At 40.9% G+C, this 24,010-nt stretch carries 8 protein-coding genes and 2 pseudogenes; 1 reads left to right on the forward strand and 9 read right to left on the reverse strand.

Features of this window, described 5'->3' with window-relative positions:
- Nucleotides 1-29: 29 nt before the first annotated feature.
- The 7 genes and pseudogenes from HCN53_RS07135 to HCN53_RS07155 all read right to left on the reverse strand — a co-directional run bounded on the left by HCN53_RS07135 (nucleotide 30) and on the right by HCN53_RS07155 (nucleotide 19,027).
- The gene (locus HCN53_RS07135; protein WP_167342512.1) at nucleotides 30-9,785 is read right to left on the reverse strand and encodes an Ig-like domain-containing protein; all 9,756 of its coding nucleotides are present in this window, start codon (nucleotides 9,783-9,785) and stop codon (nucleotides 30-32) included.
- Between the two features lie 41 nt (nucleotides 9,786-9,826).
- Complete coding sequence (locus HCN53_RS07140) at nucleotides 9,827-10,510, reverse strand: Ig-like domain-containing protein (protein ID WP_167342514.1); 684 nt, start codon at nucleotides 10,508-10,510, stop codon at nucleotides 9,827-9,829.
- Between the two features lie 45 nt (nucleotides 10,511-10,555).
- Nucleotides 10,556-10,660: pseudogene (locus HCN53_RS13175) on the reverse strand (hypothetical protein); the annotation flags it as partial.
- A complete protein-coding gene (locus HCN53_RS07145; protein WP_167342515.1) occupies nucleotides 10,636-11,709 on the reverse strand; it encodes an Ig-like domain-containing protein in 1,074 nt (357 codons plus the stop codon). The gene HCN53_RS07145 and the pseudogene HCN53_RS13175, both read right to left, overlap by 25 nt.
- 41 nt (nucleotides 11,710-11,750) lie before the next feature.
- Nucleotides 11,751-13,397 carry an Ig-like domain-containing protein gene (locus HCN53_RS07150; protein WP_167342517.1) on the reverse strand — a complete coding sequence of 549 codons (1,647 nt, stop codon included), beginning with the start codon at nucleotides 13,395-13,397 and terminating at the stop codon, nucleotides 11,751-11,753.
- Nucleotides 13,398-13,442: 45 nt separating this feature from the next.
- A pseudogene (locus HCN53_RS13180) lies at nucleotides 13,443-13,547 on the reverse strand (hypothetical protein); the annotation flags it as partial.
- Entirely contained in the window at nucleotides 13,523-19,027 is a 5,505-nt protein-coding gene (locus HCN53_RS07155; protein ID WP_167342519.1) for a beta strand repeat-containing protein, read from the reverse strand. The gene HCN53_RS07155 and the pseudogene HCN53_RS13180, both read right to left, overlap by 25 nt.
- Nucleotides 19,028-19,347: 320 nt before the next feature.
- Between HCN53_RS07155 and HCN53_RS07160 the strand changes: the two genes are divergently transcribed.
- Nucleotides 19,348-20,949 carry a peptide chain release factor 3 gene (locus tag HCN53_RS07160; protein ID WP_105019639.1) on the forward strand — a complete coding sequence of 534 codons (1,602 nt, stop codon included), beginning with the start codon at nucleotides 19,348-19,350 and terminating at the stop codon, nucleotides 20,947-20,949.
- Between the two features lie 69 nt (nucleotides 20,950-21,018).
- Here the strand turns inward: HCN53_RS07160 and HCN53_RS07165 are convergent, their stop codons facing one another.
- Nucleotides 21,019-23,019, reverse strand: a complete 2,001-nt coding sequence (locus HCN53_RS07165) for an OmpA family protein (protein ID WP_167342521.1) — start codon at nucleotides 23,017-23,019, stop codon at nucleotides 21,019-21,021.
- Nucleotides 23,020-23,031: 12 nt separating this feature from the next.
- Nucleotides 23,032-23,967, reverse strand: a complete 936-nt coding sequence (locus HCN53_RS07170) for a type IX secretion system membrane protein PorP/SprF (protein ID WP_042280475.1) — start codon at nucleotides 23,965-23,967, stop codon at nucleotides 23,032-23,034.
- Nucleotides 23,968-24,010: the final 43 nt, after the last annotated feature.

The following is a 24,010-nucleotide window of genomic DNA, read 5'->3' on the forward strand; positions in this document are numbered from 1 at the left end:
TTCCATCTAAGCCTAGATTTATTTTCATTTTATCTGATGTATAAATAACCGGCCAATTTCTGAGTTTTCCCAAAATCATCTATATATTCTACTACATAGAAGTATGTACCAGTCGGTAATTTCTCACCTTGCTCGACAGTAACTCGTCCTTCTGAAACACCTTCAAACCTACGAGTTTCATTATCGTAATTCTCAGTGTTATAAACCTCAATACCCCATCTATTATAGATATGAACTGTATTCTCAAAATTCTCAATTCCTTCTAATATGAAATAATCATTTCTACCATCCTCATTAGGCGTAACTGCATTCCATACTCTTATTCGACGTGGATCTGAATCTAGATAATCTGGAATTCCATCACCATCGATATCACTAGTATCTCCTGTGTTTGGATTACCATCTCCATCTGGATTTGGCCCTTCATCCATAGTATCAATTCCATCGCCATCATCGTCTGTATCTAGGTAGTCTGGTATGCCATCTCCATCAGAGTCTTGATCGGTAGGATCATTATCACCATCATAGTCTTCAAAAATCGTATCTACACCATCTCCATCATCATCGGTATCAAAAACATCTGGAACACCATCTCCATCTGTATCGCCTCTTGTAAGTTCCACTCCATTTGGAACATTATCCATATCACAATCTGCATCTAACCATTCTTGAGAAGGTGTTGTTGATTGATCATCTAGATTAACGCTACATGGATCTTGTGGATCTGTAGGATCTCCACCGTTTGGAGGGAATAATTCATCAATATTGGATACGCCATCTCCATCACAATCTAAGGCATCCCATGCTCCTGATGCTAGACTTACGTCTTGTGATATTGAGTCATAATCACATGGATCTTGAGAATCAGTCCCGTCTATTAATTCCTGTCCGTTAGTTACTCCATCACCATCACAATCTAACATAGCCCATTCATCACTTGGAGTTATTGTCTGACTAGTGGTAAGATAATCACAAGGGTCATTTAGATCAGTACCGTCTGCGATCTCATCACCATTAGTAACTCCATCACCGTCACAATCTGCATCTAGAAAATCGCCTCCTTGAGTTAAAGTAATACTTCCTACTATTAGATCACAAGGATCAATTGGATCAGTCCCATCGATTATTTCATCACCGTTAGTAACACCATCACCATCACAGTCTAGCGCATTCCAAACTGATGTTACTAATGTTAAATCTTGGCTGTTCACATCATAATTACAAGGATCTTGTGGGTCGGATCCATCATTTAATTCGGTACCGTTTGAAACACCGTCACCATCACAATCAGCACCTTGCCACGCTGGAGAAGTAACAGACACATCCTGTTGTGATGCATCGTAATCACATGGGTCATTAGGATCTGTTCCTGCTGTTAATTCGTCTCCATTAGTCACTCCATCACCATCACAGTCTGCTGACAAATAGTCTCCTGATTGAGCAACCGTAATACTTCCAACATTTAAATCACACGGATCGTTTGGATCAGTTCCGTCTGCTATCTCATCAGCATCGGTTACTCCATCTCCATCACAATCTACTGTGCTGGTTACTGCTACTGTTATTTGTGACACGTTGTAATCACACGGATCGTTAGGGTTAGTTCCATCTGGTGTACTTGGATCTCCATCTGGACCATTGATCTCATCAGCATCCGTTACTCCATCTCCATCACAATCAACTGTGCTGGTCACTGGAACTGTAATACTACCTTGATCAAAATCACAAGGATCGTTTGGATCGGTTCCGTCTGCAATCTCATCGGCATCTATCACTCCATCTCCATCACAATCTACTGTGCTCGTTACTGATACTGTTATCTGTGACACGTTGTAATCACACGGATCGTTAGGGTTAGTTCCATCTGGTGTACTTGGATCTCCATCTGGACCATTAATCTCATCAGCATCCGTTACTCCATCTCCATCACAATCTACTGTGCTGGTCACTGGAACTGTAATACTACCTTGATCATAATCACACGCATCGTTTGGATCGGTTCCATCTGCTATCTCATCAGCATCGGTTACTCCATCGCCATCACAATCTACTGTGCTGGTTACTGCTACTGTTATTTGTGACAAGTTGTAATCACATGGATCGTTAGGGTTAGTACCATCTGGTGTACCTGGATCTCCATCTGGACCATTGATCTCATCGGCATCAGTTACTCCATCGCCGTCACAATCTACTGTGCTGGTTACTGGTACAGTTACGCTACTTACGTTATAACTACAAGCATCGTTTGGATCGGTTCCGTCTGCAATCTCATCAGCATCTGTCACTCCATCTCCATCACAGTCTACAGTACTTGTTACTGCTACAGTAATATCTACAACATTGTAACTACATGGATCGTTTGGATCGGTTCCGTTTGATATCTCATCAGCATCCGTTACTCCGTCTCCATCACAATCTACTCCACTTGTTACTGATACTGTTACACTTGCTGGATCATAACTACACGCATTGTTTGGATCGGTTCCGTCTGCTATCTCATCAGCATCGGTTACTCCATCGCCATCACAATCTACTGTGCTTGTTACTACTACTGTTATTTGTGACACGTTGTAATCACATGGATCGTTAGGGTTAGTACCATCTGGTGTACCTGGATCTCCATCTGGACCATTGATCTCATCGGCATCAGTTACTCCATCGCCGTCACAATCTACTGTGCTGGTTACTGGTACAGTTACGCTACTTACATTATAACTACAAGCATCGTTTGGATCGGTTCCGTCTGCAATCTCATCAGCATCTGTCACTCCATCTCCATCACAGTCTACAGTACTTGTTACTGCTACAGTAATATCTACAACATTGTAACTACACGCATCGTTCGGGTCGGTTCCTGCAGCTATCTCATCAGCGTCAGTTACTCCATCTCCGTCACAATCTACTCCACTTGTTACCGCTACTGTTACACTTGCTGGATCATAACTACACGCATCGTTCGGATCAGTTCCATCTGCTATCTCATCAGCATCCGTTACTCCATCTCCATCACAATCTACTGTGCTTGTAACTGCTACCGTTATTTGTGATACGTTGTAATCACATGGATCGTTAGGGTTGGTACCATCTGGTGTGCCTGGATCTCCATCTAGACCATTGATCTCATCAGCATCGGTTACTCCATCGCCGTCACAATCTACTGTGCTGATTACTGGTACAGTTACGCTACTTACGTTATAACTACAAGCATCGTTTGGATCGGTCCCGTCTGCAATCTCATCGGCATCTATCACTCCATCGCCATCACAGTCTACTGTGCTAGTAACTGATACCGTAATATCTGCAACATTGTAGCTACATGCAACGTTTGGATCGGTTCCTGCTGCTATCTCATCAGCATCCGTTACTCCATCTCCGTCACAATCTACACCACTTGTTACTGCTACTGTTACACTTGCTGGATCATAACTACACGCATCGTTTGGATCGGTTCCATCTGCTATCTCATCAGCATCGGTCACTCCATCTCCATCACAATCTACTGTGCTCGTTACTGCTACTGTTATTTGTGACACGTTGTAATCACACGGATCGTTAGGGTTAGTTCCATCTGGTGTACTTGGATCTCCATCTGGACCATTGATCTCATCAGCATCCGTTACTCCATCTCCATCACAATCAACTGTGCTGGTCACTGGAACTGTAATACTACCTTGATCATAATCACAAGCATCGTTTGGATCGGTTCCGTCTGCAATCTCATCGGCATCTATCACTCCATCGCCATCACAGTCTACTGTGCTAGTAACTGATACTGTAATATCTGCAACATTATAACTACATGCATCGTTTGGATCGGTTCCTGCGGCTATCTCATCAGCGTCAGTTACTCCATCTCCGTCACAATCTACACCACTTGTTACTGCTAAAGTCACACTTGCTGGATCATAACTACACGCATCGTTTGGATCGGTTCCGTCTGCTATCTCATCAGCATCGGTTACTCCATCTCCATCACAGTCTACTGTGCTTGTTACTGCTACTGTTATTTGTGACAAGTTGTAATCACATGGATCGTTAGGGTTAGTACCATCTGGTGTACCTGGATCTCCATCTGGACCATTGATCTCATCAGCATCGATTACTCCATCTCCATCACAGTCTACTGTGCTGGTTACTGGTACAGTTACGCTACTTACGTTATAACTACAAGCATCGTTTGGATCGGTTCCGTCTGCAATCTCATCGGCATCTATCACACCATCTCCATCACAGTCTACTGTGCTAGTAACTGATACCGTAATATCTGCAACATTGTAGCTACATGCATCGTTTGGATCGGTTCCTGCTGCTATCTCATCAGCATCCGTTACTCCATCTCCGTCACAATCTACTCCACTTGTTACTGATACTGTTACACTTGCTGGATCATAACTACACGCATCGTTTGGATCAGTTCCGTCTGCTATCTCATTAGCATCGGTTACTCCATCGCCATCACAATCTACTGTGCTTGTTACTGCTACTGTTATTTGTGACACGTTGTAATCACATGGATCGTTAGGGTTGGTACCATCTGGTGTACCTGGATCTCCATCTGGACCATTGATCTCATCGGCATCAGTTACTCCATCGCCGTCACAATCTACTGTGCTGGTTACTGGTACAGTTACGCTACTTACGTTATAACTACAAGCATCGTTTGGATCGGTTCCGTCTGCAATCTCATCAGCATCTGTCACTCCATCTCCATCACAGTCTACAGTACTTGTTACTGCTACAGTAATATCTACAACATTGTAACTACACGCATCGTTCGGGTCGGTTCCTGCAGCTATCTCATCAGCGTCAGTTACTCCATCTCCGTCACAATCTACTCCACTTGTTACCGCTACTGTTACACTTGCTGGATCATAACTACACGCATCGTTCGGATCAGTTCCATCTGCTATCTCATCAGCATCCGTTACTCCATCTCCATCACAATCTACTGTGCTCGTTACTGATACTGTTATCTGTGACACGTTGTAATCACACGGATCGTTAGGGTTAGTTCCATCTGGTGTACTTGGATCTCCATCTGGACCATTGATCTCATCAGCATCCGTTACTCCATCTCCATCACAATCAACTGTGCTGGTCACTGGAACTGTAATACTACCTTGATCATAATCACAAGCATCGTTTGGATCGGTTCCGTCTGCAATCTCATCGGCATCTATCACTCCATCGCCATCACAGTCTACTGTGCTAGTAACTGATACTGTAATATCTGCAACATTATAACTACATGCATCGTTTGGATCGGTTCCTGCGGCTATCTCATCAGCGTCAGTTACTCCATCTCCGTCACAATCTACACCACTTGTTACTGCTAAAGTCACACTTGCTGGATCATAACTACACGCATCGTTTGGATCGGTTCCGTCTGCTATCTCATCAGCATCGGTTACTCCATCTCCATCACAGTCTACTGTGCTTGTTACTGCTACTGTTATTTGTGACAAGTTGTAATCACATGGATCGTTAGGGTTAGTACCATCTGGTGTACCTGGATCTCCATCTGGACCATTGATCTCATCAGCATCGATTACTCCATCTCCATCACAGTCTACTGTGCTGGTTACTGGTACAGTTACGCTACTTACGTTATAACTACAAGCATCGTTTGGATCGGTTCCGTCTGCAATCTCATCGGCATCTATCACTCCATCGCCATCACAGTCTACTGTGCTAGTAACTGATACCGTAATATCTGCTACGTTGTAGCTACATGCATCGTTTGGATCGGTTCCTGCTGCTATCTCATCAGCATCCGTTACTCCATCTCCGTCACAATCTACACCACTTGTTACTGATACTGTTACACTTGCTGGATCATAACTACACGCATCGTTTGGATCCGTTCCGTCTGCGCATTCTGCAGAATTAGTAACACCGTCACCATCACAGTCCTCAAAACCAATTGAGTTTGCTGGATCGCTGGTCAAAATTAGACAGACATCAACCGTTCCAGATGTTACATCGTCACAATCAATAACAACAGTTATGGATACATTACCTACATCAGTTAATCCATCTTCATCTTCTAGCGTATAGTCAAAACTAACACTTGTTAAATTTGATCCAGGCGTAACGTCTAATGTTCCATTAGTTTGAAGTGTTACCGTAGTACCATCACTTAAGGTTACTGTAGATCCTGGTGCTATCGGAGTTACTACTCCTGTTGCTGGATCGATGATCTCGGTAATCGTCAAATTAGCATTGTCGCCGTCTGGATCATCATCACCGTCTAATACACTGATATTGATCAAGGTTTCTGTATCTGTAGTAGCTACTTCATCATCTGCTACTGGTGGTAACTGAGTGAAAGTTATATCTACCATACCTGTATCAGTTAAGCCGTCTTCATCTGCAACTGTGTATTCAAAACTGATTGGCTCTGTGCTGTCTGTCGCTGGAATAACATTTAAGGTTCCATCTGGATTTAACTCTACTACCGTACCATCAGCCAAAGTCACTGGTGAACCTACCGATATCGCCTGACCTTCTACCTCAGTGATTGTCAAGTTTGCATTATCGCCATCTGGATCATCATCGCCTGCTAACGCATCTACCGTAATCGGTGTATTGATCGTCTGATCTGATAGAATCTCATCATCTGCTACTGGTGGTAACTGAGTGAAGGTTATATCTACCATGCCCGTGTCGGTTAAACCGTCTTCATCTTCAACTGTGTATTCAAAACTAATCGGCTCAGTGCTATCCGTTACTGGAATAACATTTAAGGTTCCGTCTGGATTTAACTCTACTACCGTACCATCAGCCAAAGTCACTGGTGAACCTACCGATATCGCCTGACCTTCTACCTCGGTAATTGTTAAGTTTGCATTATCACCATCTGGATCATTATCGCCAGCTAACGCATCTACCGTCACTGGAGTATTGACCGTCTGATCCGCTAGAATCTCATCATCTGCTACTGGTGGTAACTGGGTGAAGGTTATATCTACCATTCCCGTATCGGTTAAACCGTCTTCATCTTCTAGGGTATACTCAAAACTAATCGGCTCCGTACTGTCTGTCGCCGGTGTAACATCTAAGGTCCCGTTTGTCTGAAGGGTTACCGTAGTACCATCACTTAAGGTTACTGTCGATCCTGGTGCTATCGGAGTTACTACTCCTGTTACTGGATCAACAATCTCGGTAATCGTCAAATTAGCATTGTCGCCGTCTGGATCATCATCACCGTCTAACACATTGATATTAATAGGTGTGTTTATAGCTTGATCTGTTAAACTCTCATCATCTGCTACTGGTGGTAACTGAGTGAAAGTTATATCTACCATACCTGTATCGGTTAAACCGTCTTCATCTGCAACTGTGTATTCAAAACTGATTGGCTCTGTGCTGTCTGTCGCTGGAATAACATTTAAGGTCCCATCTGGATTTAATTCTACTACCGTACCATCAGCCAATGTCACTGGTGAACCTACCGATATCGCCTGACCTTCTACCTCAGTGATTGTCAAGTTTGCATTATCACCATCTGGATCATCATCGCCTGCTAACGCATCTACCGTAATCGGTGTATTGATCGTCTGATCTGATAGAATCTCATCATCTGCTACTGGTGGTAACTGAGTGAAAGTTATATCTACCATGCCCGTGTCGGTTAAACCGTCTTCATCTTCAACTGTGTATTCAAAACTAATCGGCTCAGTGCTATCCGTTACTGGAATAACATTTAAGGTTCCGTCTGGATTTAACTCTACTACCGTACCATCAGCCAAAGTCACTGGTGAACCTACCGATATCGCCTGACCTTCTACCTCGGTAATTGTCAAGTTTGCATTATCACCATCTGGATCATTATCGCCAGCTAACGCATCTACCGTCACTGGAGTATTGATCGTCTGGTCTGATAGAATCTCATCATCTGCTACTGGTGGTAACTGGGTGAAGGTTATATCTACCATTCCCGTGTCGGTTAAACCGTCTTCATCTTCTAAGGTATACTCAAAACTAATCGGCTCCGTACTGTCTGTCGCCGGTGTAACATCTAAGGTCCCGTTTGTCTGAAGGGTTACCGTAGTACCATCACTTAAGGTTACTGTCGATCCTGGTGCTATCGGAGTTACTACTCCTGTTACTGGATCAATAATCTCGGTAATCGTCAAATTAGCATTGTCGCCGTCTGGATCATCATCACCGTCTAACACATTGATATTAATAGGTGTGTTTATAGCTTGATCTGTTAAACTCTCATCATCTGCTACTGGTGGTAACTGAGTGAAAGTTATATCTACCATACCTGTATCGGTTAAACCGTCTTCATCTGCAACTGTGTATTCAAAACTGATTGGCTCTGTGCTGTCTGTCGCTGGAATAACATTTAAGGTCCCATCTGGATTTAATTCTACTACCGTACCATCAGCCAATGTCACTGGTGAACCTACCGATATCGCCTGACCTTCTACCTCAGTGATTGTCAAGTTTGCATTATCACCATCTGGATCATCATCGCCTGCTAACGCATCTACCGTAATCGGTGTATTGATCGTCTGATCTGATAGAATCTCATCATCTGCTACTGGTGGTAACTGAGTGAAGGTTATATCTACCATGCCCGTGTCGGTTAAACCGTCTTCATCTTCAACTGTGTATTCAAAACTAATCGGCTCAGTGCTATCCGTTACTGGAATAACATTTAAGGTTCCGTCTGGATTTAACTCTACTACCGTACCATCGGCTAAGGTCACTGATAAACCTACCGATATCGCCTGACCTTCTACCTCGGTAATTGTCAAGTTTGCATTATCACCATCTGGATCATTATCGCCAGCTAACGCATCTACCGTCACTGGAGTATTGATCGTCTGGTCCGCTAGAATCTCATCATCTGCTACTGGTGGTAACTGAGTGAAGGTTATATCTACCATTCCCGTATCGGTTAAACCGTCTTCATCTTCTAGGGTATACTCAAAACTAATCGGCTCCGTACTGTCTGTCGCCGGTGTAACATCTAAGGTCCCGTTTGTCTGAAGGGTTACCGTAGTACCATCACTTAAGGTTACTGTCGATCCTGGTGCTATCGGAGTTACTACTCCTGTTACTGGATCAATAATCTCGGTAATCGTCAAATTAGCATTGTCGCCGTCTGGATCATCATCACCGTCTAACACATTGATATTAATAGGTGTGTTTATAGCTTGATCTGTTAAACTCTCATCATCTGCTACTGGTGGTAACTGAGTGAAAGTTATATCTACCATACCTGTATCGGTTAAACCGTCTTCATCTGCAACTGTGTATTCAAAACTGATTGGCTCTGTGCTGTCTGTCGCTGGAATAACATTTAAGGTCCCATCTGGATTTAATTCTACTACCGTACCATCAGCCAATGTCACTGGTGAACCTACCGATATCGCCTGACCTTCTACCTCAGTGATTGTCAAGTTTGCATTATCACCATCTGGATCATCATCGCCTGCTAACGCATCTACCGTAATCGGTGTATTGATCGTCTGATCTGATAGAATCTCATCATCTGCTACTGGTGGTAACTGAGTGAAAGTTATATCTACCATGCCCGTGTCGGTTAAACCGTCTTCATCTTCAACTGTGTATTCAAAACTAATCGGCTCAGTGCTATCCGTTACTGGAATAACATTTAAGGTTCCGTCTGGATTTAACTCTACTACCGTACCATCAGCCAAAGTCACTGGTGAACCTACCGATATCGCCTGACCTTCTACCTCGGTAATTGTCAAGTTTGCATTATCACCATCTGGATCATTATCGCCAGCTAACGCATCTACCGTCACTGGAGTATTGATCGTCTGGTCTGATAGAATCTCATCATCTGCTACTGGTGGTAACTGGTGAAGGTTATATCTACCATTCCCGTGTCGGTTAAACCGTCTTCATCTTCTAAGGTATACTCAAAACTAATCGGCTCCGTACTGTCTGTCGCCGGTGTAACATCTAAGGTCCCGTTTGTCTGAAGGGTTACCGTAGTACCATCACTTAAGGTTACTGTCGATCCTGGTGCTATCGGAGTTACTACTCCTGTTACTGGATCAATAATCTCGGTAATCGTCAAATTAGCATTGTCGCCGTCTGGATCATCATCACCGTCTAACACATTGATATTAATAGGTGTGTTTATAGCTTGATCTGTTAAACTCTCATCATCTGCTACTGGTGGTAACTGAGTGAAAGTTATATCTACCATACCTGTATCGGTTAAACCGTCTTCATCTGCAACTGTGTATTCAAAACTGATTGGCTCTGTGCTGTCTGTCGCTGGAATAACATTTAAGGTCCCATCTGGATTTAATTCTACTACCGTACCATCAGCCAATGTCACTGGTGAACCTACCGATATCGCCTGACCTTCTACCTCAGTGATTGTCAAGTTTGCATTATCACCATCTGGATCATCATCGCCTGCTAACGCATCTACCGTAATCGGTGTATTGATCGTCTGATCTGATAGAATCTCATCATCTGCTACTGGTGGTAACTGAGTGAAGGTTATATCTACCATGCCCGTGTCGGTTAAACCGTCTTCATCTTCAACTGTGTATTCAAAACTAATCGGCTCAGTGCTATCCGTTACTGGAATAACATTTAAGGTTCCGTCTGGATTTAACTCTACTACCGTACCATCGGCTAAGTCACTGATAAACCTACCGATATCGCCTGACCTTCTACCTCGGTAATTGTCAAGTTTGCATTATCACCATCTGGATCATTATCGCCAGCTAACGCATCTACCGTCACTGGAGTATTGATCGTCTGGTCCGCTAGAATCTCATCATCTGCTACTGGTGGTAACTGAGTGAAGGTTATATCTACCATTCCCGTATCGGTTAAACCGTCTTCATCTTCTAGGGTATACTCAAAACTAATCGGCTCCGTACTGTCTGTCGCCGGTGTAACATCTAAGGTCCCGTTTGTCTGAAGGGTTACCGTAGTACCATCACTTAAGGTTACTGTCGATCCTGGTGCTATCGGAGTTACTACTCCTGTTACTGGATCAATAATCTCGGTAATCGTCAAATTAGCATTGTCGCCGTCTGGATCATCATCACCGTCTAACACATTGATATTAATAGGTGTGTTTATAGCTTGATCTGTTAAACTCTCATCATCTGCTACTGGTGGTAACTGAGTGAAAGTTATATCTACCATACCTGTATCGGTTAAACCGTCTTCATCTGCAACTGTGTATTCAAAACTGATTGGCTCTGTGCTGTCTGTCGCTGGAATAACATTTAAGGTCCCATCTGGATTTAATTCTACTACCGTACCATCAGCCAATGTCACTGGTGAACCTACCGATATCGCCTGACCTTCTACCTCAGTGATTGTCAAGTTTGCATTATCACCATCTGGATCATCATCGCCTGCTAACGCATCTACCGTAATCGGTGTATTGATCGTCTGATCTGATAGAATCTCATCATCTGCTACTGGTGGTAACTGAGTGAAAGTTATATCTACCATGCCCGTGTCGGTTAAACCGTCTTCATCTTCAACTGTGTATTCAAAACTAATCGGCTCAGTGCTATCCGTTACTGGAATAACATTTAAGGTTCCGTCTGGATTTAACTCTACTACCGTACCATCAGCCAAAGTCACTGGTGAACCTACCGATATCGCCTGACCTTCTACCTCGGTAATTGTCAAGTTTGCATTATCACCATCTGGATCATTATCGCCAGCTAACGCATCTACCGTCACTGGAGTATTGACCGTCTGATCCGCTAGAATCTCATCATCTGCTACTGGTGGTAACTGGTGAAGGTTATATCTACCATTCCCGTGTCGGTTAAACCGTCTTCATCTTCTAAGGTATACTCAAAACTAATCGGCTCCGTACTGTCTGTCGCCGGTGTAACATCTAAGGTCCCGTTTGTCTGAAGGGTTACCGTAGTACCATCACTTAAGGTTACTGTCGATCCTGGTGCTATCGGAGTTACTACTCCTGTTACTGGATCAATAATCTCGGTAATCGTCAAATTAGCATTGTCGCCGTCTGGATCATCATCACCGTCTAACACATTGATATTAATAGGTGTGTTTATAGCTTGATCTGTTAAACTCTCATCATCTGCTACTGGTGGTAACTGAGTGAAAGTTATATCTACCATACCTGTATCGGTTAAACCGTCTTCATCTGCAACTGTGTATTCAAAACTGATTGGCTCTGTGCTGTCTGTCGCTGGAATAACATTTAAGGTCCCATCTGGATTTAATTCTACTACCGTACCATCAGCCAATGTCACTGGTGAACCTACCAATATCGCCTGACCTTCTACCTCAGTGATTGTCAAGTTTGCATTATCGCCATCTGGATCATCATCGCCTGCTAACGCATCTACCGTAATCGGTGTATTGATCGTCTGATCTGATAGAATCTCATCATCTGCTACTGGTGGTAACTGAGTGAAGGTTATATCTACCATGCCCGTGTCGGTTAAACCGTCTTCATCTTCAACTGTGTATTCAAAACTAATCGGCTCAGTGCTATCCGTTACTGGAATAACATTTAAGGTTCCGTCTGGATTTAACTCTACTACCGTACCATCAGCCAAAGTCACTGGTGAACCTACCGATATCGCCTGACCTTCTACCTCGGTAATTGTCAAGTTTGCATTATCACCATCTGGATCATTATCGCCAGCTAACGCATCTACCGTCACTGGAGTATTGATCGTCTGGTCTGATAGAATCTCATCATCTGCTACTGGTGGTAACTGAGTGAAGGTTATATCTACCATTCCCGTATCGGTTAAACCGTCTTCATCTTCTAGGGTATACTCAAAACTAATCGGCTCCGTACTGTCTGTCGCCGGTGTAACATCTAAGGTCCCGTTTGTCTGAAGGGTTACCGTAGTACCATCACTTAAGGTTACTGTCGATCCTGGTGCTATCGGAGTTACTACTCCTGTTACTGGATCAATAATCTCGGTAATCGTCAAATTAGCATTGTCGCCGTCTGGATCATCATCACCGTCTAACACATTGATATTAATAGGTGTGTTTATAGCTTGATCTGTTAAACTCTCATCATCTGCTACTGGTGGTAACTGAGTGAAAGTTATATCTACCATACCTGTATCGGTTAAACCGTCTTCATCTGCAACTGTGTATTCAAAACTGATTGGCTCTGTGCTGTCTGTCGCTGGAATAACATTTAAGGTCCCATCTGGATTTAATTCTACTACCGTACCATCAGCCAATGTCACTGGTGAACCTACCGATATCGCCTGACCTTCTACCTCAGTGATTGTCAAGTTTGCATTATCACCATCTGGATCATCATCGCCTGCTAACGCATCTACCGTAATCGGTGTATTGATCGTCTGATCTGATAGAATCTCATCATCTGCTACTGGTGGTAACTGAGTGAAGGTTATATCTACCATGCCCGTGTCGGTTAAACCGTCTTCATCTTCAACTGTGTATTCAAAACTAATCGGCTCAGTGCTATCCGTTACTGGAATAACATTTAAGGTTCCGTCTGGATTTAACTCTACTACCGTACCATCGGCTAAGTCACTGATAAACCTACCGATATCGCCTGACCTTCTACCTCGGTAATTGTCAAGTTTGCATTATCACCATCTGGATCATTATCGCCAGCTAACGCATCTACCGTCACTGGAGTATTGATCGTCTGGTCCGCTAGAATCTCATCATCTGCTACTGGTGGTAACTGAGTGAAGGTTATATCTACCATTCCCGTATCGGTTAAACCGTCTTCATCTTCTAGGGTATACTCAAAACTAATCGGCTCCGTACTGTCTGTCGCCGGTGTAACATCTAAGGTCCCGTTTGTCTGAAGGGTTACCGTAGTACCATCACTTAAGGTTACTGTCGATCCTGGTGCTATCGGAGTTACTACTCCTGTTACTGGATCAATAATCTCGGTAATCGTCAAATTAGCATTGTCGCCGTCTGGATCATCATCACCGTCTAACACATTGATATTAATAGGTGTGTTTATAGCTTGATCTGTTAAACTCTCATCATCTGCTACTGGTGGTAACTGAGTGAAAGTTATATCTACCATACCTGTATCGGTTAAACCGTCTTCATCTGCAACTGTGTATTCAAAACTGATTGGCTCTGTGCTGTCTGTCGCTGGAATAACATTTAAGGTCCCATCTGGATTTAATTCTACTACCGTACCATCAGCCAATGTCACTGGTGAACCTACCGATATCGCCTGACCTTCTACCTCAGTGATTGTCAAGTTTGCATTATCACCATCTGGATCATCATCGCCTGCTAACGCATCTACCGTAATCGGTGTATTGATCGTCTGATCTGATAGAATCTCATCATCTGCTACTGGTGGTAACTGAGTGAAAGTTATATCTACCATGCCCGTGTCGGTTAAACCGTCTTCATCTTCAACTGTGTATTCAAAACTAATCGGCTCAGTGCTATCCGTTACTGGAATAACATTTAAGGTTCCGTCTGGATTTAACTCTACTACCGTACCATCAGCCAAAGTCACTGGTGAACCTACCGATATCGCCTGACCTTCTACCTCGGTAATTGTCAAGTTTGCATTATCACCATCTGGATCATTATCGCCAGCTAACGCATCTACCGTCACTGGAGTATTGATCGTCTGGTCTGATAGAATCTCATCATCTGCTACTGGTGGTAACTGGGTGAAGGTTATATCTACCATTCCCGTGTCGGTTAAACCGTCTTCATCTTCTAAGGTATACTCAAAACTAATCGGCTCCGTACTGTCTGTCGCCGGTGTAACATCTAAGGTCCCGTTTGTCTGAAGGGTTACCGTAGTACCATCACTTAAGGTTACTGTCGATCCTGGTGCTATCGGAGTTACTACTCCTGTTACTGGATCAATAATCTCGGTAATCGTCAAATTAGCATTGTCGCCGTCTGGATCATCATCACCGTCTAACACATTGATATTAATAGGTGTGTTTATAGCTTGATCTGTTAAACTCTCATCATCTGCTACTGGCGGTAACTGAGTGAAAGTTATATCTACCATACCTGTATCAGTTAAACCGTCTTCATCTGCAACTGTGTATTCAAAACTGATCGGCTCTGTGCTGTCTGTCGCTGGAATAACATTTAAGGTCCCATCTGGATTTAACTCTACTACCGTACCATCAGCCAAAGTCACTGGTGAACCTACCAATATCGCCTGACCTTCTACCTCAGTGATTGTCAAGTTTGCATTATCGCCATCTGGATCATCATCGCCTGCTAACGCATCTACCGTAATCGGTGTATTGATCGTCTGATCTGATAGAATCTCATCATCTGCTACTGGTGGTAACTGAGTGAAGGTTATATCTACCATGCCCGTGTCGGTTAAACCGTCTTCATCTTCAACTGTGTATTCAAAACTAATCGGCTCAGTGCTATCCGTTACTGGAATAACATTTAAGGTTCCGTCTGGATTTAACTCTACTACCGTACCATCAGCCAAAGTCACTGGTGAACCTACCGATATCGCCTGACCTTCTACCTCGGTAATTGTCAAGTTTGCATTATCACCATCTGGATCATTATCGCCAGCTAACGCATCTACCGTCACTGGAGTATTGATCGTCTGGTCCGCTAGAATCTCATCATCTGCTACTGGTGGTAACTGAGTGAAGGTTATATCTACCATTCCCGTATCGGTTAAACCGTCTTCATCTTCTAGGGTATACTCAAAACTAATCGGCTCCGTACTGTCTGTCGCCGGTGTAACATCTAAGGTCCCGTTTGTCTGAAGGGTTACCGTAGTACCATCACTTAAGGTTACTGTCGATCCTGGTGCTATCGGAGTTACTACTCCTGTTACTGGATCAATAATCTCGGTAATCGTCAAATTAGCATTGTCGCCGTCTGGATCATCATCACCGTCTAACACATTGATATTAATAGGTGTGTTTATAGCTTGATCTGTTAAACTCTCATCATCTGCTACTGGTGGTAACTGAGTGAAAGTTATATCTACCATACCTGTATCGGTTAAACCGTCTTCATCTGCAACTGTGTATTCAAAACTGATTGGCTCTGTGCTGTCTGTCGCTGGAATAACATTTAAGGTCCCATCTGGATTTAATTCTACTACCGTACCATCAGCCAATGTCACTGGTGAACCTACCGATATCGCCTGACCTTCTACCTCAGTGATTGTCAAGTTTGCATTATCACCATCTGGATCATCATCGCCTGCTAACGCATCTACCGTAATCGGTGTATTGATCGTTTGGTCTGATAGAATCTCATCATCTGCTACTGGTGGAATATTGTATATTATAGTTACAAAAGCTGGATTGGAAATATAACCATCATTATCATCGACTGTATATTGAATTGGAGTTGGAGAACCATTGAAACCTGTTTCTGGTGTAAAACTTATTTCTCCATTTATCGGATTAACTTCCCAAGTTCCTTCACCTGGGACAGTAAATCCAATAAAATCCCCATCACTATCAGTAATGATCATGGTTACACCCGAAGGAACTACAAGACTGACAGAAGTAGGATCTAAGGTTCCATCAGGATCACTATCTATTCCGTTACCATTATCTGCAAAAGGATTTACAAATACAGTAACACCTACATTATTATCAACACTCACATCATCTTGCGCAACGGGAGACTCAAAAACTTCGATAGTAACAATAGCAGAGTCACATACCGAGTCGTCCGGAGAATTTAAACAAATTTGATAGGTTACTGTATACGAACCTCCAGCTGTTCCTGGTGGAACATTAATAGTACCATCTGTATTAATCGTGACACCTGTTAAACCTCCATCATTAGTAATACTAATGTTATCATTAATATTTGCATCATTAGCGGGATCTGCATTACTGGTATCATTACCAAACACTGTTGCAGTTGTCCCACCTGATGTACCATTAATTGGAGAAGAAGAAAAATCGTCATCATTAGCGTCTGCTTGGGCTGGTTGAATTATTGTAATAATCAGGTTTGCGTCCGAAGTTGCACCTGAGTTGTCTAAGGAATCTATAAGTTGATAAGGAATTGTATCTGTGAGCGTAGAACCTGGACTTAATGCCACGACCGCTGGATTAGCAGGATCTACATTGTAAGTATAAGATCCATCTGAATTAACTGTAATAAATCCATAAGTGGTTGCAATAACATTACCAACATTTGCTGTATCATTATCTACCTCTGACACTCTAGGAACATCAGTTGCTTGCCAAATGAGATCTGTTATTGCAGCAATTTGAGGATTAGGATCTGGCACTGTAACGTCAGGGCCATAATTATATTCAATAACAACCTGATTTATAGGATCGGGAAAAAAGAAATTTACATTACCCATTGCCTCAGAGGCAGGAACCGAACCTGTTCCATAAAATGAATTCCCACTTTGTATTACTGTTCCTGCAACCTGTGCGTTATAGGCCACAGGAACCCCATCTAAAAATGCGGTCACGGTGAATTGATCTTGCCATGTTGTATTAAAGCTTTGGTCTTGGTCTATATCAGAAGCCGCAAAACTTAAACTTACAATTGGAGCATCAAAATCAATTGTTGTAGTTGTCGAAGCTACAGGGTTAGTAGCACCATTAATTTGATATCCTAAATATCCCGTATGCCCTCCATTTGTTCTAGTTTGATGAACAACTTGATTTCTATTAATAGTACCTACATTATCAGGATCTGTTGATGTAAATGATATAGTTACACCTGTTGTAGTATTTAATCTATTTTCACCATCTATAGGAGGAGAATATCCAACTTCACCACCTGTGGCAGAAAACTCATTCTCCCAAATAAACCTTGCAAATGGTCTATCTGTATTGTCCGGACCATTACCATCATCGTCTGTAATAACATTACCAGTTGCTGTAGGACTAGAACCTATAATAACAGAATTTGCATTATCTGTTGCTACTGGTGGCTCAGTCACTCCATTAATTGTAACTGTAATGAATCCAGTATCACTGAATCCGAGACCATCTGCTGCTCGGTAAGCAATTATATCTTCTAATGTCTCACCATTCCTTATACCAAGAACTGCTATGTTACTTGTATCTACCTGATAACTATAGGAACCATCGCTTTGAACAGTTAAGGTACCATAGGTTGAATTATAAGGCATACCAACTTCTGCCACATATCCATTAACATCTGCAACACTTAACACATTTCCTGGTGGATTTGGCGAATTATCAGTATCGTTGGACAATAAATTACCCGTTATTGGTGCCGCAGCATTTGCTGTTATTGATGCCGTATCATCTATAACTACAGGTGGATAATGAGGGAATAGTTCTGTAGTCGCAGATAGAGTGTTAACAGGATCTGTGACGCTAATTTGCATATAACGTATAGCTTCTGTTACCACACCTGTACCTTGATGTAAATATCTAAAGTTTAATAAAAAAGTTTCAAAGTTATCGGTTAGAATAGGATTACCATTTGTTTCTGTTATATTGTAGGTAATACCATCTATACTAGTAATAGTAAAACTATTAGTACCATAAACAACATTAAACGGCCCAAATGGGGCTGGATTCGAAGTGTTTCCTAAAAACGGAGCGGAAATTATACCAGTTCCTGCTTCATTATATATAACTAATCTTTCTTGACCATTATCGTAAACACCATTAGGAGCACCAGTTGGATTTTGAGAGAATGTAATAGTTGCACTGGTAAAAGATCCTGATGTGGTTACAAGTTGCCAGTCTAAGGCAGCAGGTTGGTATATAAAATTAATAAGAACATCTAAACTATAATCATTACCTGGGAATGGTCCATTTAGATCTAGAGTAGTAACCGTTTTGGATGTAAAGGAAGGTGAAGTTTTAGATTTCTTTTTTGATGAAATAATCTTTTTATAGACATTAACTGTTTTGGACACATCCTCAACATCATCCGTAGAAAAAATAAAAGTCTTTTTTAAATCTACAGGACTTTGTGAATACATACTATTAAGAAAGAACCCGTATAGAAAAAATAGTAGCACCTTAATAAATGCTTGTTTTTTTGCAATCGGTATATTTTTAAAAAACTGAGTAGTGTTATTCATAATTCTTTTTATTAACTTGATAGAATCATTCGATAATAAATAAATATATTCGATGTAATGCCTAGTTTAGAAATATTACTGTTAAGATCATAAAAAATCGTTAAAATGACAATTTTTATCGTTTAAATAGTGATAATTAACATTTTACAAGTTCGATAAAAAACATCAGTTATATCCCTATTGTTAATTATAAAAAATTGGTTATTTCATGAGTTATCCATAGACAACTTTATAAAAAATAGAAATTAGCAAATCAATCAAACAATCCATTGATTAATCAAGGATGCTGTATTTTTGCATTTCCGAATAATTAATCATTCATGTCCTTACAAAAAGAAATTAATAGAAGACGTACCTTCGGTATTGTTTCTCACCCAGATGCAGGTAAAACTACACTTACAGAAAAACTTCTTCTTTATGGAGGTGCTATTCAGGAAGCAGGAGCCGTAAAGAGCAATAAAATTAAAAAAGGTGCGGCTAGTGACTTCATGGAAATCGAGCGTCAACGTGGTATATCGGTAGCTACATCGGTTCTAGCATTTGAATATAATGACACAAAGATTAATATTCTAGATACACCAGGACACAAAGATTTTGCCGAGGACACCTTTAGAACTTTAACAGCTGTTGATAGTGTCATAGTCGTAGTAGACGTTGCAAAAGGTGTGGAAGAGCAAACTGAAAAACTTGTTGAAGTTTGTAGAATGCGCAACATTCCTATGATTGTATTCATCAATAAAATGGATAGGGAAGGAAAAGATGCCTTTGACCTACTAGATGAAATTGAGCAAAAGTTACAACTCACAGTGACACCATTGAGTTTTCCTATAGGAATGGGATATGATCTTAAAGGAATTTATAATCTTTTTGAAAAAAACATAAGATTGTTTACTGGAGAGTCTTCTAAAGACATTAATAAAACTACTTCTATAGACGATTTAAATGATACGGCATTAGACAACCTAATTGGAACTGAAAGCGCTCAAACATTACGAGAAGAACTTGAAATGGTAGAAGGTATCTATCCAGAATTTAATGAGAAAGATTACCTAGACGGTAAATTGCAACCCGTATTTTATGGTAGTGCACTGCATAATTTTGGCGTAAAAGAGCTGCTAGACGCATTCATTAAAATAGCCCCTACTCCTAGACCTAAAAATGCTGAGGAACGATTAGTAAATCCTAAAGAAAAAGATTTTAGTGGATTCGTTTTCAAGATACACGCGAATATGGACCCTAAACACAGAGACAGACTGGCTTTTGTGAAAATTGTAAGCGGGACTTTTGAGCGGAACAAACCTTATAAACATGTTAGGTTAGATAAAAACTTAAAATTCTCCAGCCCTAATGCATTCTTTGCAGAAAAGAAAGAAATTGTTGACATATCGTACCCAGGAGATATTGTAGGTCTTCACGACACGGGAAATTTTAAAATCGGTGACACTTTAACTAGTGGTGAGATCCTACATTATAAGGGAATTCCTTCATTCTCACCAGAACATTTTAGATACATTAATAATGCCGATCCTATGAAAGCAAAACAGCTTGCTAAGGGTATTGATCAATTAATGGATGAAGGTGTAGCACAATTATTTACTCTAGAACTAAATGGTCGTAAAGTTATTGGTACTGTTGGCGCTCTGCAATTTGAAGTAATTCAATATAGACTGGAACATGAATATGGAGCAAAATGTTCCTATGAGAACCTTAACGTGCACAAAGCTTGCTGGGTGGATACCAAGGATTGGAAAAGTGAAGAGTTTTTAGATTTTAAAAGAGTTAAGTCCAAGTTCTTAGCTAAAGATAAACAAGGTCAATTGGTATTTCTAGCAGATAGTGCTTTCTCTCTTCAAATGACGCAACAAAAATACCCTAGTATCAAATTTCACTTCGTATCGGAATTTGAATCCATAGCTGTATAATCTTTGCTACGCTTTCGCGAAAGCGTTATTATAAAAAAAGAAAGAGGTTCTTGAAGAACCTCTTTTTTATTAATTACAATTGGAAATCTTACCTAGACCAGAAATTATAAACTCTGATCTACGATTAAGTTGATGTTCCTCTGGAGTACATTCAACTCCATTTGAGCACTTATTAAGTAATTGACGCTCTCCATAACCTTTGGCTGTTAATCTGGACGCATCGATACCATTATCGATCAACCACTGACGAGTACTTCGCGCTCTACGATCACTTAAAGCATCGTTGTAATCATCTGGCGCACGACTATCTGTGTGAGACCTAATTTCAACAGCTATCTGTGGATATAGTTCCATGAATGCTTTAATCTTTGTCAATTCTGCAGCCGCATCTGGTCTTATATTAGACTTGTCAAAATCAAAGTAGATTTGTTTTATGTTTAATAAAGGTGCTATATCATCACAGTCTGCTAGCGCTTGTTTGTTTTTAGACAATTCCAGCGGTATATCACTATAATCTGTTTGAGAAGGTGTTGTAAACAAATCCTCGTCGGTACCATATTCCCGTTTTTCACCTCGTAGGAAATATTGTTTATCGCACTCTAATTTAAATACAAATTTTCCATTAGCCTTAGTAATTACTTCTCCTACAATATTATTATTAGCATCAACAACGGTTACTAATGCACCATCTATAGGAGCTCCTGTATTTTTATCAGTTACTGTACCAGAAAGAAGGTGCTCACATTCTTTACGCATCTCTTCTGTTTGAATGAAACTATAAATATCGTCATCTCCGATTCCTCCTGGTCTATTACTACTGAAATATCCTCGCTTACTACCGTCATTTATTATAAATGAGAAATCATCATATTGTGTATTTATAGGACTACCTATATTTACCACATTAGATACAGATCCATCTGGTTTGATGGAACTTGCAAATACATCTAATCCTCCTAATCCTTGATGACCAGTACTTGCGAAATAGAGTGTATTATTGCTACTTACAAAAGGAAAACTTTCCCTACCTTCTGTATTGACATTTTCCAAATTGCGAGGTTCACTGTAATTACCATCTTCTAAAATATCAACCACCCATAAATCAGACTTACCAAATTTTTCTCTCATGTCATAACCAACTGATCCTGGCATATCACTTGAAAAATATAACTTAGTCTCATCTGGACTTAATGCTGGGTGTGCTGTAGAGTATTCATCGCTATTAAAAGGTAGTTCAACAGGTTGTGACCATCTTTTTCCCTTTTTAACCGACTTGTATATTTTAAGTCTGTTAACCCCATCAATATCTTGTCTTGCAACACCTTCGGAGTAGTTATTACGAGTAAAGTATACAGTGTTACCATCTTTAGTAAATGTAGGTGTACTTTCATGGAACCTTGTATTAAGAACCCCTTTAAATTCCTTGGCATTTCTTAATTCTCCAGCATTTGTTTCGTCAGCTTCATAGAGCTCTAAAAAAGCCTGTCCACTCCATGTATGTCTTCTATTTATCAATGAAGAAGTATCTCTAGACGTGGCAAACACTACTTTATCTTTGGCATAGTAGTAAGCCGTACCAAAATCACTGGTATAACTATTAACATCCTCTGCATTTTTTATAATAAATCTTCCTGACTGAAAATCGATGATTTGCAGATAATTAGGCTCGTCAGAATATTTTTTGGCTCTTGAATCAAATCCCTTGAAGGAATTAAAAGTTGCCATCAATTCATCTGCTTTCTGATACTGACCAGTGGCTTTTAAAGTTTGCGCATGTCTAAAATAATACTCTGGTTTTACTGACTCTTTGTATTTTTCAAAAAGTAGTGTATAATATTTATTGGATTTTTCTAACTCGTCATTAAAGTAATAAGCATCGGCAAGTTTTGATAAAATCTCTGGTGATTCGTAACCATCTTCAAATAGTTTTTTATAGAGCTTTTGAGCTTCAAAAAAGGCTAATTGATCATACTTTTTATTTGCTTTCTCTAAATCTGACTTTTTCTGTGCATATGAAAAATTCAGAATAAATGTCACCAATAAAAGTGTAGATATATATTTTAATTTCATGATACTATTTTATTAAAAGAATCTTGGTGTGATAATTCTATCGTAGCTGTTGAACAATTCAAATCGCAAGAATAATTCATAACTACCGTCGTTGTATATCGCATTACCTAATTCTGTAGTCTCGCGATCATAGGCAAATCCTATCATCATTTGATCACTTATTTGAAATCCTACTAATCCAGTAACAGCAGCACTCCACCTATAGGCCGCTCCTACTGTGAACTTCTCGTTGAATAAGAAATTTGCCGTTAGGTCAACCTGTAAAGGTGCTCCTTGTACCATCTTTACTAGTCCAGCTGGCTTGAACTTAATGTTATCATTTAAATCAAATACATATCCCACGGTTCCAAATAAGTGTATACGCTCCTCTGCTATAAACGTGGCTGAACTCGTGTCGTTATCTTCATCAAAATGATCCGTCTGTAATAAATTAGGCGAACTCAATCCTACGTAAAACCTATCCGTATGATAATACAGTCCTAATCCTACAGTAGGTGACAATCTATTGTCTACATTCTCACTCAATCTAGGATCTCCTGGATCAAAAATATTTAGCTTATTAAAATCAACGTTTAACACGTGAATTCCTCCCTTAAGTCCAAAGCTTAATCTTGCCTCGTCTCCTACGGGAATCGTATAACTAAAATCTGCCGCTACATAGGTCTCATCAGCTGGTCCTATTTCGTCATTCACAACACTCAAACCTAACCCTACTCTACTATTGGCAATAGGAGTATGAAACGACAAAGTTTGTGTGCGTGGTGCTCCATCCAATCCAACCCATTGACTACGATGTAATCCAACTATACTCGCTACACCGCGATTACCAGCATAGGCCGGATTTATAACTATCGGATTATACATATACTGACTGTACTGTGGATCCTGTTGAGCTGTTAACGCTTTCGCGAAAGCGAAAAAAACAAAGACAACTATTAATTTTTTCATGCTTGTAAGTTATAAAAAAAATCAAGCCTTGACCTAAATCAAG

Source organism: Nonlabens sp. SY33080, assembly GCF_011784885.1.
In the GTDB taxonomy this organism is placed as follows: domain Bacteria; phylum Bacteroidota; class Bacteroidia; order Flavobacteriales; family Flavobacteriaceae; genus Nonlabens; species Nonlabens tegetincola.

What these genes read in the sequence shown, in the direction of transcription:
- HCN53_RS07140 (WP_167342514.1), bottom strand. Translation starts at nt 10,510, where the DNA reads ATGGTAGATATAACCTTCACTCAGTTACCACCAGTAGCAGATGATGAG.
- HCN53_RS07150 (WP_167342517.1), bottom strand. Translation starts at nt 13,397, where the DNA reads ATGGTAGATATAACCTTCACTCAGTTACCACCAGTAGCAGATGATGAG.
- HCN53_RS07155 (WP_167342519.1), bottom strand. Translation starts at nt 19,027, where the DNA reads ATGAATAACACTACTCAGTTTTTTAAAAATATACCGATTGCAAAAAAA.
- HCN53_RS07160 (WP_105019639.1), top strand. Translation starts at nt 19,348, where the DNA reads ATGTCCTTACAAAAAGAAATTAATAGAAGACGTACCTTCGGTATTGTT.
- HCN53_RS07165 (WP_167342521.1), bottom strand. Translation starts at nt 23,019, where the DNA reads ATGAAATTAAAATATATATCTACACTTTTATTGGTGACATTTATTCTG.
- HCN53_RS07170 (WP_042280475.1), bottom strand. Translation starts at nt 23,967, where the DNA reads ATGAAAAAATTAATAGTTGTCTTTGTTTTTTTCGCTTTCGCGAAAGCG.